The sequence below is a fragment of the Erythrobacter colymbi genome, assembly GCF_002155685.1.
Lineage (GTDB): Bacteria > Pseudomonadota > Alphaproteobacteria > Sphingomonadales > Sphingomonadaceae > Erythrobacter > Erythrobacter colymbi.
In genome coordinates this window covers 577754-591702 of record NZ_MUYK01000002.1, presented here as the reverse complement: position 1 = coordinate 591702, position 13949 = coordinate 577754, and the positions used below count along the sequence as shown (strand labels likewise).

Below are 13949 nucleotides of genomic sequence, written 5' to 3'. Positions count from 1 at the left end.
GCAATGATTTCCTACCTCGATTTCGAGAAGCCCGTCGCCGCGCTGGAAGAGCGCATCGCCCAGCTGCGCAGTGTCAACGCGCTGCATGACGTCGATGTCGCGAGCGAGATCGGCCGGCTCGAGAGCAAGAGCGCCGAGCTGCTTGCCAGCACCTATGCCTCGCTTTCGCCCTGGCAGAAGACGCAGGTCGCGCGGCACCCGCAAAGGCCGCATTTCCGCGATTATGTGGCGCACGCCTTTACCGATTTCATGCCGCTGGGCGGTGACCGGCTCTATGCCGATGACCTTGCGATCATGGGCGGCTTTGCGCGCCTGAACGGCCGCCGGGTCATGCTGATCGGGCACGAGAAGGGCCACGACACCAAGACGCGCATCGCCCACAATTTCGGAATGGGCAAGCCCGAGGGCTATCGCAAGGCGATCCGCCTGATGGAGCTGGCGAGCCGATTCGGCCTGCCGGTGGTGACGCTGGTCGATACCTCGGGCGCCTTTCCGGGGATCGAGGCGGAGGAGCGCGGCCAGGCCGAAGCCATCGCCCGCGCGACCGAGGCCTGTCTCGCCATCGGCGTGCCGATGGTCGCCGCGATCGTGGGCGAGGGCGGTTCGGGCGGCGCGGTCGCGCTCGCCTCGGCCAACAGGGTGCTGATGATGGAGCACGCGGTCTATTCGGTGATCAGCCCCGAAGGCTGTGCCTCGATCCTGTGGCGCACCTCGGAAAAGGCGCCCGAGGCGGCGCAGGCGATGAAGGTGACGGCGCAGGATCTGAAGCGCATCAACGTGATCGACCGCATCGTGAAGGAACCCGTTGGCGGCGCGCACCGCGATCCGGCAGGGGCCGCGAAGATGCTCGGCGCAGCGCTGGGCGAAGAGCTCGACGCGATGGCCGGCAAGAGCGCCGACCAACTGGTCGCCGCGCGCGAAGCCCGCTTCCTCGCCATCGGCGGTTGAGCGGCCATCCCAAGTTAAGGTTCCGTTTGCCACGTCCCTGATGCATGAAGCTTGGCCGGCAAGCCGCGAAACGCGGACCGGGACAGGCGGAAAGGGACTGAATATGGCACGATTTTCTCGCAAGGCGCTGATGTTCGGCGCGGCATCTCTGACGCTCGCCGGATGCATGACGGCCGGGGCCGCGATTCCCACGGCATCGACTCCGATCACCCCTGCCGAAGCCCAGCAGGGTGCGCAGGCGCACCCGCAGCTGCTCGCCGAATTTGGCGGCGCGATGAGCGGCTCGCAGGCGACCTATGTCGAACAGGTCGGCAAGAACATCGCGGTGCAATCGGGCCTCGGCAACGCGCGCGAGAGTTTTACCGTCAGCCTGCTCAACTCACCGGTGAACAACGCTTTCGCCATTCCCGGCGGCTATATCTACACCACCCGCCAGCTGGTCTCGCTGATGAACAACGAGGCGGAGCTCGCCGCCGTGCTCGGCCACGAGGTCGGCCATGTCGCCGCGCGCCATTCGCAGCGGCGCCAGAAGGCGGCGACCAAGAACACGATCATCGGCGGGGGCCTCGCGATTCTCTCCGGGCTGCTGCTGGGCGATTCGGGGCTGGGGCAGACGCTCTCGCGCGGGTTCCTGCAGGGCTCGCAGCTGCTGACGCTCAAGTTCTCGCGCAAGCAGGAGCTTCAGGCCGATGATCTGGGCATCCAGTATCTCGGCAAGGCCGGTTATGACCGCCGCGCGATGGGAACGGTGCTGGCAAGCCTTGCCGCGCAGAACAGCCTCGACGCGCGCCTTTCGGGGCAGAACGCGAGCGTGCCCGAATGGGCCTCGACCCACCCCGATCCGGCAAGCCGCGTCCAGAGCGCGCTTGCCAAGGCCGGCACCGCGACAGGCGGCCTGACCAATCGCGACACCTTCCTCACCCGGATCGACGGGCTGCGCTATGGTGACGATCCGGCGCAGGGCCTGATCGAGGGCAGCAACTTCATCCATCCCGAACTGATGCTGACATTCGCCGCGCCTCAGGGCTTCTACATGGTCAACGGCACCAAGGCAGTGTCGATCCAGGGGCAGGGCGGCCAGGCGCAGATGACGAGCGCGGCCTATGGCGGCAATCTCGAGACCTATGTCCGGCAGCAGTTCACGGCACTCGGCGGGCAGAACAGCACGCTCGCGCCGCAGACGATCGAGCGGACGACGGTGAACGGGCTGCCGGCGGTCTATGGCACGGCGCGGGTCAACAACGGCAACACGCAGGTCGATCTGGTGGTCTTCGCCTATGAGTTCGCGCGTGACCGGGCCTACCACTTCATCGTGATGGCCCCGGCAGGCCGCGCGGCGACTTTCAATCCGATGTTCCAGTCGATGCGGCGAATCACCCAGACCGAGGCCAATGCGGTGGTTCCGCGCAAGCTGCAGGTGGTGACCGTGGCGCGCGGCGATACCGTGGCGAGCCTCGCACGGCGGATGGCCTATGACACGGCGCAGGAAGATCGCTTCCGGGTGCTCAACGCGCTCGGCAGCGGCGATACGGTGACGCCGGGCCAGAAGGTCAAGCTTGTGGTGCGCGCGCGCTGAACCTCTCGCCGGGCGTCTCCGGCGCTTCGAAGCACAAAAGAAAACGGCGGGGATCGCTCCCCGCCGTTCGCTTTTTTTGGCTGAGGTGCCGCGGATTACGCGCCGGCGCCCGGAGCCATCTTGTCGTTGACGTTCTGGAAGGTACCCGAGAGGGTGCCGCCCAGCGAGGTCATGGCGGTGATGGCGGCGACGGCGATCAGAGCGGCGATCAGGCCGTATTCGATGGCGGTGGCGCCCTGTTCGTCGCGGACGAGGTTCTTGAAGAAGGTCATGTCTAGTCTCCTGAATGGGTATTGTGGACCCGATGCCCCCCGGTCGCGGTGGACTATCCTTGTGCTAAACCGGCACAGGTTGATAATTTCCTAAAGCGGGACGAAAAGTCTCGTCGTCTGCGAATTTTTGCAGATATTACTCCTGCCGCGCCATCGCCGCGGGCGGCGGACAAAGAAAAACGGCGGGGATTGCTCCCCGCCGTCTTCTTTTCGCTTTCGCGGCGAGGCTTACGCGCCGGCGCCCGGAGCCATCTTGTTGTTGACGTTCTGGAAGGTGCCCGAGAGGGTGCCGCCCAGCGAGGTCATGGCGGTGATCGCGGCAACGGCGATCAGAGCGGCGATCAGGCCGTATTCGATGGCGGTGGCGCCCTGTTCGTCACGGACGAGGTTCTTGAAAAAGGTCATGTCTGGTCTCCTGGTTGGTCTTCGGTACCCGTGCCCCCCTAGTCACGGCGGGCTGTCTGTTTGTTACGTTGCTAACTATTGATAAGTCCCTAACGATGTAAAAGTTTTTTACTTCGTCAATTCGTCATTGCTGCAACGCTTTCACTCTCGACCCGATTCCACATCTGGATGGTGGTGCCCGCCACATCCTGAAGGGCAACCGACATCACAAGCGCGATGAGGGCGAGGATCAGTCCGTATTCGATAGCGGTCGCTCCCGACTGGTCGCCGACGAGCTTCTTCATGAATGTCGACAACATCGGGGAACCCCCTAATCCCTGCGAACTGACAGGCACAGAATCACCCCTGCGGGTTAAGAAAAGGTTGAGATCGGCATCAGGGATGGAAAGAAAACCGACATGACGACAACATGGATGTCGGTGGTGGCCGCGGCGCTGCATCGCGATGACGGGCGCTGGCTGATGCATCGCCGTCCCGAGGGCAAGCACCACGCAGGACTGTGGGAGTTCCCCGGCGGCAAAGTTGAACCTTCTGAAATGCCGAGAGATTCGCTGATGCGCGAGCTTGGCGAGGAGCTCGGCATCAGCTGCGAGGCGACTGACCTTGTGCCTTGCGGATTTGCCGAAAGTGACAGCAATTCCAACGCGCGGCCGCTTGTCATCCTGCTTTACACGCTCGCTTCCTGGGAGGGCGCGCCGCAGGCGCTGGAAGGCGGCGCGATCGGATGGTTCACGCCGGCCGAGGCGCTGACGCTCCCGAAGCCTCCGCTCGATGTCGAACTCGCCGCACGGCTCTTCGCAAATATCGAGATTTAGGGCCAACCCCCCTTGCCAAGCCTGAACGACCCCCCTAAAGGCCCCCCCACAGCGCGCACCCGTAGCTCAGCTGGATAGAGCACCAGACTACGAATCTGGGGGTCAGAGGTTCGAATCCTTTCGGGTGCGCCAACAAGGCCCGTCGCCACACCAGTGGCGGCGGGCCTTGTTGGTTCTACCCAGGAAGGTTCGGGCCCGTTCGGAATCGGAGCGATGAAGCCGCCCAGCGGCGGCGCAATCCTTTCGGCTGCCGCGCGTCAGGCTCTACCCTTTCGTCCGGCCCGAGGCTCAACGGACCCCGCGCCCGGTCTCAATCCTCGACGCTGTCCTCGAGCGCGTGCATGTCGTCATCCGACAGGCCGAAGTGGTGCCCGGCCTCGTGGATCACCACGTGCCGCACCAGTGCTCCGAAGGTCACGCCGGTTTCCTCCATCTCGGCCAGCAGGGGCTGGCGGAAAAGCGTGATGACAGGGGGCAGCCCCTCGCTGTCCCACTGCGACCTTTCCGTCAGCGCGACACCTTCATAGAGTCCCGTCAGTTCCCACGGATCCTCGATCCCGAGCGAATCGAGCTGTTCGTCGGTCGCGAATTCCTCCACCCGCAGCACGACGCCCGCCAGTTCGCGGCGGAACACTTCGGGCAGCTTCGCCAGCACCGCGGCGGCGGCAGCTTCGAATTCGGCAGCACTCGGCTCGTGCATGGCGATTTTCATCCTTTCGCCCGGCAAGGGGGTGAATTGCGGGAAATCCCTATTACATCTGCATAGGTGGGGACGGCATCCATCCGGCGCAATTGGCGTATCTTTCGAGGAACGCCTGCGATGGTGGATGGTTGACGTCACTCGGGATCGACAGGCGAGGGGGCTCCGCAAGAGCCGATGAACGAGAAAGACACGACACCCATGAATTACATCTCCGCCCACGATCATGACGACGAGTTCGATCCGGAAAACCCGCTCGGCAAGCCCGAGGTGCCCGAGAACGTGCAAGCCGCGATCCGCACGCTGATCGAATGGGCGGGCGATGATCCGGCGCGCGAAGGGCTGCTCGATACCCCCAAGCGGGTCGGACGCGCGTGGCTCGAGTATTGCGAAGGCTACCGCGAGGATCCCTCGATCCACCTGACCCGCCAGTTCAGCGAGGTCGGCGGCTATGACGAGATCGTGCTGCTGAAGGACATTCCCTTCCAGTCGCACTGCGAACACCACATGGCCCCGATCATCGGCAAGGCGGCGATCGCCTATCTGCCGCGCAACAAGGTGGTCGGCATCTCCAAGCTCGCGCGCGTGCTGCACGGCTATGCGCGCCGCCTCCAGATCCAGGAGCGCCTTACCGCTGAGGTTGCCCAGTGCATCTGGGACCATCTCGATCCGCACGGCGTTGCGGTCGTGATCGAGGCGCAGCATGGCTGTATGACCGGGCGCGGGGTCAAGACCCCGGGGGTGGGCATGATCACCAGCCGCATCCTCGGCTGCTTCCTCGACAATGACAGCAGCCGCAAGGAAGTCATGAGCCTGATGGGCTACTGACCTGCAGCAAACGGCAGATTGAGCGCGCACACCTGCGCTTGAGAAAAACGCAATCTCCCCTGCTTGGAGGCGGCTCCATGCGATGATATCTTGCATCATCGACGGCCAAAAAGGCCGCGACCAAGCAGGAGAGACCATCATGATGAAACGTGCCCTCATAGGGGCGGTGCTGGCCGGGTGCATTGCCTCGCCTGCGTTCGCGCTCGAGCATGAAGTGGTGATCGACCATGTCTCCGGCCCGATTGCGGCCGATTACACCGGAGCCGTCACGGTCGAGACCCGCCAGACCGGCACGGTTGGCGTTGCGGGGCGTCCGAGCACGCTGCGCTGCGAATGGACCGCCAGCCTTACCGTCGAACGGACGGCCAAGCTGGGCGAGACGGTGAGCTCGCGCCGCACGCTCACCAGCGAGGACGTAGCCAGCGGCTCGCGTCCGGGCTGGTGCGAGACCCAGACCAAGGCGATCGACAAGCTGGTCGAGGCGCGGCGTGAGAGCTTCCGCGGCGCGATGCTCGCCATGGTCGAGCAGGACCGCGCGGCGCTGCTCGCCGAGGCCGACAGCTCGGCGGCAGGCAACCGCGGCTGATCTTCGATCAGGCTGAAACCGATGGCGGGGCGTCTCTCCCAGCTGAGGGCGCCCCGTTTTCGCGTTTGCTGTCAGCGACAAAGCGGCTTAGCCTCGCTGCCGGGATCAGCCTTGAAGGGCCCTTACGAGGAGAATGCCGATGTCGCGCCTGCCAGCCCCCCGCCTTCTGCTTTCCGCGATGCTAGTCTGCGGGCTTGCCGCCTGTTCCGGCGGTGACAGCGCGCCTACCAAGGAGCCGCCGCCGATCATCAAGGAGCGGCAGGCCAACTTCAAGGCGATCGGCGGAGCGTTCAAGGCCGTGCGCGGCGAGCTCGAGAGCGATGCTCCCGATTTCGCGCTGATCGCGGCCAAGGCGAACGACATCAACGCGCGCGCGCAGCAGATTCCGAATCATTTCCCCGCGCTCACCAGCACCGAGGACGACTACGATACCGAGGCGCTGCCCGCGATCTGGAAGAAGCCCGAGGAATTCAAGGCCGCAGCCGCCAAGCTCGCCGACGAGAGCGCGAAGCTGGCGACCCTTGCGGGCGGGGGCGACAAGGAAGCGGTCGGCGCACAGGCGATGGCGATGGGCGGCGCGTGCAAGGGCTGCCACGACCAGTTCCGGTTCGATGACGAGAAGAAATAGGTGAGTGACACTCAGCCGCCGCTGGCGGCACGCTATCGCGCGACACCGCCCGACGTCAGCGTATGGGACCCGCTGCTGCGGCTCACCCACTGGAGCTTTCCGCTGCTGATCCCGGCCTTGTGGTGGACGGCGGAGAACCACAAATACGCGCTGCACAAGCGCCTCGGGCTCGTGCTGCTTGGACTGCTGGTGTTCCGCCTCTTGTGGGGTTTCTTCGGCCCTGAGACTGCGCGCTTTGCGCAATTCGTGAAGGGACCGAAGGCGGTGCTGGCCTATCTGCGTGGCGACCGGAGCGCAGGGCCGGCTGTCGGTCATTCCCCGCTCGGCGGGTGGAGCACGCTTGTTCTGCTGCTTGCCATGCTGGCGCAGGTCAGCCTTGGCCTGTTTGCGGGCGATCCCTTTGACGGCGCGACCGGTCCCTTGAACGGACTGGTCGGCGCGCGCCTCGCCGACACGATCACCGAACTGCACGAGACGCTGTTCTGGGCCATCGCCGGGCTGATCGGGCTGCATCTCGCCGCGATCTGCTTCTATGCGGCCAAGGGCGATGATCTCCTGAGCCCGATGGTGGGCGGGGCGATCCCGCCGGCGGAAGGCGTCACCGGGATCGGGCCGACGCCTTGGGTGAGGGGGGTGCTCGCCTGCGGCCTCGCAGCCGGGCTGGCGCTTTGGGTCGCCTATGGCGCGCCGCCGATCAGTTGACGGGCGGCACCTCGACGGGATCGGTCGGGAGGGCACTGTATCTAGGGTGAACCATGATGATCACCTCCTCCAGCCGGCCCGCGTCGTCGCGCTCGAAGGTGGCTTGCAGGGTCTGCGTCACGGTCGCGCCGTCGCCGAATTTTGCAATCACCACGATGTCGCACTCGGGCCAGTGATCTGAATGATAGGCGCAAGTGGCGCTTGCGATCCGTACCAGACTTGCAGACTCGCCGGTGCGACCGGCAAAGCGCGCCACTCTCGCACCCCAGTCCCACCAGTTATCCGCTGCATAGGCGGCGATCTCGTCGGTGTCCGGCAGGGGTATGGCGGGATAGGGATCGGCCTGTGCCGCCGGTTCGGCGGCGGTCAGGGCGAGGGGAAGAACAAGGAACTGCATCATGGCCCTTTGCCTCCTGCATCAGCCCCTTTGTCAGCGCCTTCCGGCGCCGCTGCCTCCCCATCCTTTCGGGACGGGGAGGGCTTGGCTCAACGCCTAGAGCTGACCGAGCATATGCTCCGCGCTCGAGACGCGGAAGTCGCCCGGTTCCTCGACGTTGAGCTGCTCGACCACGCCGTCGTTGATCACCATCGAGAAGCGCTGGCCGCGGGTGCCCATGCCGAAGCCCGAGCCGTCCATCGTCAGGCCGACCGCCTTGACGAAATCGGCATTGCCGTCGGCGAGCATGGTGATCGCGTCCGAACCCTGCGCCTTGTTCCAAGCGCCCATCACGAAGGCATCGTTGACCGCGGTCCCGACGATCTCGTCGACGCCCTTGGCCTTGAGGTCCTCGGCCTTCTCGACGAAGCCCGGCAGGTGCTTGGCCGAGCAGGTCGGGGTGAAGGCACCGGGAACCGAGAACAGCGCGACGCGCTTGCCGGCGAAATATTCGGAGGACTTGACCGCCTGCGGGCCTTCCGGGGTGGCCTTGACCAGGGTGACTTCGGGGATCTTGTCGCCAACGGAGATCGTCATTGTGGATGCATCCTCTCTTGGGGGTGTGTGCCGAGGCTCTCTATATCGGGGACGGTCAGGGGGCAACAAATAGACATATAAAGATAAGTTTATATTTGCCCTGAAGGCGATGTGCCGCTAGGGAGCCAGCGATAAGCAGACCGCTCGCCCCCGCGAGCGCGTTTCTGCGTTTAGGAGACAACATAATGGCCACCCTCGCTGCCGCCCCGACCCACGAATACGTCATCAAGGACATCGCGCTTGCCCGCTTCGGCCGCGACGAGATCCAGATCGCCGAAACCGAGATGCCCGGCCTGATGGCCCTGCGCGAGGAATATGGCGCGTCGCAGCCCCTGAAGGGCGCGCGCATCACAGGCTCGCTCCACATGACGATCCAGACCGCGGTGCTGATCGAGACCCTCGTGGCGCTGGGTGCCGAAGTCCGATGGGCGACCTGCAACATCTTCTCCACCCAGGACCACGCCGCCGCCGCCATCGCCGAGCGCGGCATTCCCGTGTTCGCCATCAAGGGCGAGACGCTGGGCGAATACTGGGACTATGTCGGCCGCATCTTCGACTGGGCTTCGGAAGCCGATCCGGACCTCACCGCCAACATGATCCTCGACGACGGCGGTGACGCCACCATGTTCGCCCTGTGGGGCGCGCGCATCGAAGCGGGCGAGGAAATGGGCGAGCCGACCAACGCCGAGGAAATCGAATTCCAGCGCGCGCTCAAGGCCTTCGTCGCTGCCAAGCCCGGCTACCTCACCAAGACGGTGAAGGCGATCAAGGGCGTCTCGGAAGAGACCACCACGGGCGTGATGCGCCTCTACCAGATCGCCAAGCAGGGCAAGCTGCCGTTCCCGGCGATCAACGTGAACGATTCGGTCACCAAGTCGAAGTTCGACAACCTCTACGGCTGCAAGGAATCGCTGGTCGACGCGATCCGCCGCGCGACCGACGTGATGCTGGCCGGCAAGGTCGCCTGCGTTGCCGGTTACGGCGATGTCGGCAAGGGCTCGGCCGCCTCGCTGCGTGACGGCGGCGCCCGCGTGATGGTCACCGAGATCGACCCGATCTGCGCGCTCCAGGCGGCGATGGACGGCTTCGAGGTCGTCACCATGGAAGACGCCGTGAAGCGCGCCGACATCTTCGTCACCGCCACCGGCAACGAAGACGTGATCACCGCCGCGCACATGCAGGCGATGAAGCCGATGGCGATCGTCTGCAACATCGGTCACTTCGACAGCGAGATCCAGATCGCGGCCCTTTCCAACTACGAGTGGAAGGAAATCAAGGAAGGCACCGACCTCGTCACCTTCCCCGATGGCAAGTCGATCATCGTCCTCGCCAAGGGCCGCCTCGTGAACCTCGGCTGCGCTACCGGCCACCCGAGCTTCGTGATGAGCGCGAGCTTCACCAACCAGACCCTCGCCCAGATCGAGCTGTTCACCAAGGCCGAGCAGTACGACAACGATGTCTACGTGCTGCCCAAGCACCTCGACGAGAAGGTCGCCGCGCTGCACCTCGCCAAGCTCGGCGTGCAGCTGACCCAGCTCAGCCAGAAGCAGGCGAGCTACATCGGCGTGCCGCAGGCCGGCCCGTTCAAGCCGGACCATTACCGCTACTAAGCCATGCAATCCGCCCGCCTCGCCCCGTTTTATCACGGGGTTGAGGGCGGGCGGACTGTCACCCGTTGCACTCGCGGCGCTGCGCGCATAGCGGTTGAGCTATGGACGTCTCGCCCCTTTCGCTGGTGCTGATCGCGCTCGTTCTTGCCGCCTGGGCGGTGGGGGCGGGCGTTGTCGTTCTGCGCGCGAACCGGAGCGTGAAGCGCGCCAAGGCGATGCGCACCAGCCTCAAGCGGATGCAGACCCTGCTCGACGTCGCGCCCGCGCTGCCGCTGCTGGTGCGGGTCGATGGCCGGATCGAGGCACCCGACAAGCTCGCGCGGATGCTCGGGCTGGCGGCGATGCCGAAATACCTTTCTGAACTGGTGGCCTCGCCGGGCAATCTGCGGGCCGGCGGGCTCGCTCAGGCCCAACTCGACCAGCTCTGGAGCAAGATCCAGACCACACAGAAGAGCGCCGCGCCGTTCCGCATGGCGCTCAATCTGCCGGGATCGCACCGCAGCCTCGCGCTCTACGGCACGCTTGCCGATCCGCAGGTCTCGCCCGGCGGCGCCGCGCTGGTGTGGGTGTTCGATTTCACAGAGAGCCACTCCGAAATGGCGCGCCTGCGCGCGGCTGCGGCACGCGCCACCGGCGACTTCGCGGCACTGGTCGGCCTGATCGAGGCCGCGCCCATGCCGATGTGGTTCCGCGATGCCGATCTCAAGCTCCAGCTCGTCAACCAGGCCTATGTCGATGCCGTGGGCGCCCTGAGCGCGGCCGAGGTGGTGCAAGGCCAGATCGAACTGCTCGAGGCCGAGGAAGGCCGCCCGCCCGCCGATATTGCCCGCGCCACTTTGCAGAGCCAGGACAAGTCCGAGCGTATCGTCACCGCCACGATCCACGGCGCGCGCCGTACCTTGCGCGTCTCCGACCTGCCGCTCGGGCAGGAGGGCGTGGCGGGCTATGCCATCGACATCGAGGAGCAGCAGCAGGTCGCGCGCGAATTCCGCGCCTTCCGCGAGGCGACCCGCGCGCTGATCGACCAGCTTTCGGTCGGCGTCGCACTGTTCGACGGCGAGGAGCGCCTGACCTTCGCCAACCGCCCGTTCCGCCGCCTGTTCAGCCTGACCGAGGAAGCGATCGAGGCCCACACGCCCTTTGAACGCTTCCTTGCCGAAGCGCGCGAGCGGGGACGAACCCCTGAAGTGCGCGACTTCCCCGAATGGCGGCGTGAGCGCGGTCAGTGGTTCGGAATGCGCGAATCGGTCGAAGAGGCCTGGCCGCTCCCCGGGGGCACGCATCTGCGCGTCGTCGCCCAGCCCATGCCCGATGGCGGGCTCGTGCTGCTGACCGAGGACCGCACGGAGAGCCTCGCGCTCTCGGCCGTGCGCGACACGCTGCTGCGCACCCGCACGGCGACGCTCGACAGCCTGTTCGAAGCGCTCGCGATCTTCGCCCCCGATGGCTCGGTGCAGCTGTGGAACCGCAGCTTCGCGGGCACCTGGGGCCTCACCACCGAATTGCTCGATCAGCACCCGAGCGCCGACGAACTGCTGACCGCGATCGGGCGCAATCTCGTGAACCCCGCCGATGCCAGCCTGATTGGCGCTGCCGTGCGTGCGGCAACGCTCGACAGGCGCGAGAAAGAAGGTCGGGTGGAGCTGGCCGACGGGCGCACGCTGCGCTTTGCCGGCATTCCGCTGCCCGATGGCAACGGGCTCCTCACCGTGCTCGATATCACCGCCTCGCAGAAGGCCGAGCAGGCTCTGCGCGAGCGGGCCGAGGCGCTGGAGGAGGCCGATGCGGTCAAGGCCAAGTTCCTTGCCAACATGAGCTACGAATTCCGCACGCCGCTCACCACCATCGGCGGCTATGCCGAACTGCTCAAGAGCGGCGCGGCGGCGGACCCTGCGGCGGCGGGCGAATATGTCGACGCGATCCTTGCCGCGGTCGAACGTTTGACCGAGCAGGTCGAGAACGTGCTCGACCTGTCGCAGAGCGAGGCGGGGCTGCTGCCGATCCGCAAGGAGCGCCTCGATCTGCTCGATTTCCTCACCACGCTGGTGCGCGAGCGCGAGGCGGCGATCATCGCAGCGGGCCTCAGCCTTGATCTCAAGGGCCGGCGCGGCCGCATCATCGCCGCCGACCCGCGCCAGATGGGCCGAGCGATCGGCAACCTCCTCGACAACGCGATCGGGCATACGCCGGAGGGCGGGCGGATCGTGATCGAGATCCGGCGCCCGACTGACGGGTCCGAAACCGGGGTCGAAATCCGCATCGCCGATAATGGCCGCGGCATGAGTGCACAGGAACTTGCGCTGGCGCAGGGAGGCTTGAAGCCGGGAGGGGAGGGCGCGCCCGAGCGTCGCACCGGCCTCGGCATCCCGCTCGCCCGCCAGTTGATCGCCGCGCATGACGGGACGCTCGATATCGTCAGCCGCAAGGGCACCGGCACGACCGCGACGATCAGGTTGCCGTGACCGAAACGCGCGAGGCTCTGCCCGATCTGGCGGCGATGGCAGCCTATGGCGCGCGCATCGCGGCGAGGCTGCGGGCGGGTGATGTGGTCGCGCTCGAGGGCGGGTTGGGGGCGGGCAAGACCACGCTTTCCCGCGCGATCCTCGCGGCGCTCGGCCACGAGGGCGAGGTGCCTTCACCGACCTTCACGATCATCGAGACCTACGATGCGCCGCCGCTGCGGTTGCCGGTGGTCCATGCCGATTTCTACCGGCTCGAAGACCCCTCGGAACTCGCCGAGATCGGTCTCGACGACTATCGCGAAGGCGCGGTGCTGCTGGCCGAATGGCCCGATCACGCGGGCGGTTTCGGGCATGAGCCGGGGTGCCTTTCGATTGTGCTCGAACCGCTCGGAGAAAGCGGGGAAGGCGGTCGGATTGCGATTGCCCGCGGCGGCGTTGATTGGGTAGGGCGGATGCCATGAGCGATTTGCCTGAAGGCCTTGCCGAATTCACTTCTCGCGCCGGATGGGGCGACGCGGATGTCGCCCCGCTGCCGGGCGATGCTTCGTTCCGTCGCTATTTCCGGCTCTCGCGCGGCGGACAGAGCGCGATGCTGATGTACGCCCCGCCGCCGCATGAAGACCCTGCGCCCTTCCTCCACGTCGCCCACTGGCTGAATGCGCATGGCATGCGCGCGCCCGGCATCCTCGCCGAAGATGCAGCGGCAGGCTGGGTGCTGACCGAGGACTTCGGCAACGACCGGATGCGCGACTGGCTCGACCTGCATCCGGGCGACGAGCGCGCGGCTTACGAAGCTGCCGTGGAAGCACTGGCAGCGCTGCACCGCCTGCCGCCCGGTCCTTTCGCGCCCTACGACATGGCCGTCTACCAGCGCGAGGTGGCGCTGCTGACGGAGTGGTATTGCCCCGCACAGGGCCTCACCGTCGAGGTTGAGAGTTATGCCGCGGCCTGGGCCGAGGTGATGGCCCCCGTCCTGGCCCGCCAGAACCCGGGCGTGACGGTGCTGCGCGACTACCATGCCGAGAACATCATGCTGCTCGGAGGCAAGGCGACCGCACCGCAGGGGCTGATCGACTTCCAGGACGCGCTGGTGGGGCATCCGGCCTATGACCTCGTCTCGCTCCTTCAGGACGCGCGGCGCGACGTGGACGTGAACCTCGAGACTGCGATGCTCGTGCATTACGCGCACCATGCCGGTATCGACGACGATGACTTCATCGCCGACTATGCCACGCTCGGTGCGCAGCGGAATGCCAAGATCGTTGGGATCTTTACCCGTCTCAACGCGCGTGATGGCAAGCCGCGCTACCTGTCCATGATCCCGCGCGTGTGGGCGGCGCTCGAACGCGATCTCGCGCACCCTGCGTTGGAGCCGGTGGCACGCTGGTTCGATTCCAACATTCCCGAGGAGCTGCGGGCCGCCAACGGAGCCTTCGCCGCGTGA

Annotated in this window: 17 protein-coding genes and 1 tRNA gene; 12 read left to right on the top strand and 6 right to left on the bottom strand. The window is 66.0% G+C overall.

The window, feature by feature from the left end:
* The first annotated feature begins 3 nt into the window (after positions 1-3).
* Entirely contained in the window at positions 4-948 is a 945-nt protein-coding gene (locus BZF57_RS06160) for an acetyl-CoA carboxylase carboxyltransferase subunit alpha (protein ID WP_086735720.1), read from the top strand.
* 103 nt (positions 949-1051) lie between these two features.
* A complete protein-coding gene (locus tag BZF57_RS06155; RefSeq protein WP_086735718.1) occupies positions 1052-2524 on the top strand; it encodes a M48 family metalloprotease in 1473 nt (490 codons plus the stop codon).
* A 95-nt stretch (positions 2525-2619) separates the two neighbouring features.
* Here the strand turns inward: BZF57_RS06155 and BZF57_RS06150 are convergent, their stop codons facing one another.
* The 3 genes from BZF57_RS06150 to BZF57_RS06140 form a co-directional block, all read right to left on the bottom strand.
* Positions 2620-2796, bottom strand: coding sequence for a Flp family type IVb pilin (locus BZF57_RS06150; protein WP_086735716.1), 177 nt, complete (start codon positions 2794-2796; stop codon positions 2620-2622).
* A gap of 228 nt (positions 2797-3024) precedes the next feature.
* The gene (locus BZF57_RS06145; RefSeq protein WP_086735714.1) at positions 3025-3201 is read right to left on the bottom strand and encodes a Flp family type IVb pilin; all 177 of its coding nucleotides are present in this window, start codon (positions 3199-3201) and stop codon (positions 3025-3027) included.
* Positions 3202-3317: 116 nt separating this feature from the next.
* A complete protein-coding gene (locus BZF57_RS06140; protein ID WP_240505868.1) occupies positions 3318-3485 on the bottom strand; it encodes a Flp family type IVb pilin in 168 nt (55 codons plus the stop codon).
* 114 nt (positions 3486-3599) lie between these two features.
* Here BZF57_RS06140 and BZF57_RS06135 point away from each other — a divergent pair, with 114 nt between their 5' ends.
* Both BZF57_RS06135 and BZF57_RS06130 read left to right on the top strand, forming a co-directional pair.
* Complete coding sequence (locus BZF57_RS06135; RefSeq protein WP_240505867.1) at positions 3600-4016, top strand: (deoxy)nucleoside triphosphate pyrophosphohydrolase; 417 nt, start codon at positions 3600-3602, stop codon at positions 4014-4016.
* 55 nt (positions 4017-4071) lie between these two features.
* A tRNA-Arg gene (locus BZF57_RS06130) sits at positions 4072-4148 on the top strand.
* A gap of 178 nt (positions 4149-4326) precedes the next feature.
* Here the strand turns inward: BZF57_RS06130 and BZF57_RS06125 are convergent.
* Positions 4327-4728 carry a metallopeptidase family protein gene (locus tag BZF57_RS06125; protein WP_240505866.1) on the bottom strand — a complete coding sequence of 134 codons (402 nt, stop codon included), beginning with the start codon at positions 4726-4728 and terminating at the stop codon, positions 4327-4329.
* A gap of 189 nt (positions 4729-4917) precedes the next feature.
* On the opposite strand from BZF57_RS06125, the gene folE reads away from it, so the two are divergent.
* The 4 genes from folE to BZF57_RS06105 all read left to right on the top strand — a co-directional run bounded on the left by folE (position 4918) and on the right by BZF57_RS06105 (position 7460).
* The gene (folE, locus tag BZF57_RS06120; protein WP_086735708.1) at positions 4918-5544 is read left to right on the top strand and encodes a GTP cyclohydrolase I FolE; all 627 of its coding nucleotides are present in this window, start codon (positions 4918-4920) and stop codon (positions 5542-5544) included.
* 139 nt (positions 5545-5683) lie between these two features.
* Complete coding sequence (locus tag BZF57_RS06115) at positions 5684-6130, top strand: hypothetical protein (protein ID WP_086735706.1); 447 nt, start codon at positions 5684-5686, stop codon at positions 6128-6130.
* Positions 6131-6269: 139 nt separating this feature from the next.
* The gene (locus BZF57_RS06110; protein ID WP_162290955.1) at positions 6270-6758 is read left to right on the top strand and encodes a c-type cytochrome; all 489 of its coding nucleotides are present in this window, start codon (positions 6270-6272) and stop codon (positions 6756-6758) included.
* Positions 6759-7460, top strand: a complete 702-nt coding sequence (locus BZF57_RS06105; protein ID WP_240505865.1) for a cytochrome b/b6 domain-containing protein — start codon at positions 6759-6761, stop codon at positions 7458-7460.
* Here BZF57_RS06105 and BZF57_RS06100 read toward each other — a convergent pair.
* Positions 7453-7860: a hypothetical protein gene (locus tag BZF57_RS06100; RefSeq protein ID WP_086735702.1), complete on the bottom strand. Its 408-nt coding sequence runs from the start codon at positions 7858-7860 to the stop codon at positions 7453-7455. The two genes, BZF57_RS06105 and BZF57_RS06100, sit on opposite strands and share 8 nt — an antisense overlap.
* A gap of 93 nt (positions 7861-7953) precedes the next feature.
* The gene (locus BZF57_RS06095) at positions 7954-8433 is read right to left on the bottom strand and encodes a peroxiredoxin (protein ID WP_086735700.1); all 480 of its coding nucleotides are present in this window, start codon (positions 8431-8433) and stop codon (positions 7954-7956) included.
* A gap of 185 nt (positions 8434-8618) precedes the next feature.
* On the opposite strand from BZF57_RS06095, the gene ahcY reads away from it, so the two are divergent.
* The 4 genes from ahcY to BZF57_RS06075 all read left to right on the top strand — a co-directional run bounded on the left by ahcY (position 8619) and on the right by BZF57_RS06075 (position 13949).
* Positions 8619-10043 (top strand): adenosylhomocysteinase, encoded by a 1425-nt coding sequence (ahcY, locus tag BZF57_RS06090; RefSeq protein ID WP_143738372.1) that lies wholly within the window; start codon positions 8619-8621, stop codon positions 10041-10043.
* A 101-nt stretch (positions 10044-10144) separates the two neighbouring features.
* The gene (locus BZF57_RS06085) at positions 10145-12505 is read left to right on the top strand and encodes a PAS domain-containing sensor histidine kinase (protein WP_086735696.1); all 2361 of its coding nucleotides are present in this window, start codon (positions 10145-10147) and stop codon (positions 12503-12505) included.
* Entirely contained in the window at positions 12502-12966 is a 465-nt protein-coding gene (tsaE, locus tag BZF57_RS06080) for a tRNA (adenosine(37)-N6)-threonylcarbamoyltransferase complex ATPase subunit type 1 TsaE (RefSeq protein WP_086735694.1), read from the top strand. The genes BZF57_RS06085 and tsaE overlap by 4 nt, the downstream gene beginning before the upstream one ends.
* Positions 12963-13949, top strand: coding sequence for an aminoglycoside phosphotransferase family protein (locus tag BZF57_RS06075; protein ID WP_086735692.1), 987 nt, complete (start codon positions 12963-12965; stop codon positions 13947-13949). Before tsaE ends, BZF57_RS06075 begins: the two co-directional genes overlap by 4 nt.

What these genes read in the sequence shown, in the direction of transcription:
- BZF57_RS06155 (WP_086735718.1), top strand. Translation starts at nt 1,052, where the DNA reads ATGGCACGATTTTCTCGCAAGGCGCTGATGTTCGGCGCGGCATCTCTG.
- BZF57_RS06115 (WP_086735706.1), top strand. Translation starts at nt 5,684, where the DNA reads ATGATGAAACGTGCCCTCATAGGGGCGGTGCTGGCCGGGTGCATTGCC.
- BZF57_RS06150 (WP_086735716.1), bottom strand. Translation starts at nt 2,796, where the DNA reads ATGACCTTCTTCAAGAACCTCGTCCGCGACGAACAGGGCGCCACCGCC.
- BZF57_RS06085 (WP_086735696.1), top strand. Translation starts at nt 10,145, where the DNA reads ATGGACGTCTCGCCCCTTTCGCTGGTGCTGATCGCGCTCGTTCTTGCC.
- BZF57_RS06100 (WP_086735702.1), bottom strand. Translation starts at nt 7,860, where the DNA reads ATGATGCAGTTCCTTGTTCTTCCCCTCGCCCTGACCGCCGCCGAACCG.
- BZF57_RS06110 (WP_162290955.1), top strand. Translation starts at nt 6,270, where the DNA reads ATGTCGCGCCTGCCAGCCCCCCGCCTTCTGCTTTCCGCGATGCTAGTC.
- BZF57_RS06075 (WP_086735692.1), top strand. Translation starts at nt 12,963, where the DNA reads ATGAGCGATTTGCCTGAAGGCCTTGCCGAATTCACTTCTCGCGCCGGA.
- BZF57_RS06140 (WP_240505868.1), bottom strand. Translation starts at nt 3,485, where the DNA reads ATGAAGAAGCTCGTCGGCGACCAGTCGGGAGCGACCGCTATCGAATAC.
- ahcY (WP_143738372.1), top strand. Translation starts at nt 8,619, where the DNA reads ATGGCCACCCTCGCTGCCGCCCCGACCCACGAATACGTCATCAAGGAC.
- BZF57_RS06145 (WP_086735714.1), bottom strand. Translation starts at nt 3,201, where the DNA reads ATGACCTTTTTCAAGAACCTCGTCCGTGACGAACAGGGCGCCACCGCC.
- BZF57_RS06160 (WP_086735720.1), top strand. Translation starts at nt 4, where the DNA reads ATGATTTCCTACCTCGATTTCGAGAAGCCCGTCGCCGCGCTGGAAGAG.
- BZF57_RS06125 (WP_240505866.1), bottom strand. Translation starts at nt 4,728, where the DNA reads ATGAAAATCGCCATGCACGAGCCGAGTGCTGCCGAATTCGAAGCTGCC.
- folE (WP_086735708.1), top strand. Translation starts at nt 4,918, where the DNA reads ATGAATTACATCTCCGCCCACGATCATGACGACGAGTTCGATCCGGAA.
- BZF57_RS06135 (WP_240505867.1), top strand. Translation starts at nt 3,600, where the DNA reads ATGACGACAACATGGATGTCGGTGGTGGCCGCGGCGCTGCATCGCGAT.
- BZF57_RS06095 (WP_086735700.1), bottom strand. Translation starts at nt 8,433, where the DNA reads ATGACGATCTCCGTTGGCGACAAGATCCCCGAAGTCACCCTGGTCAAG.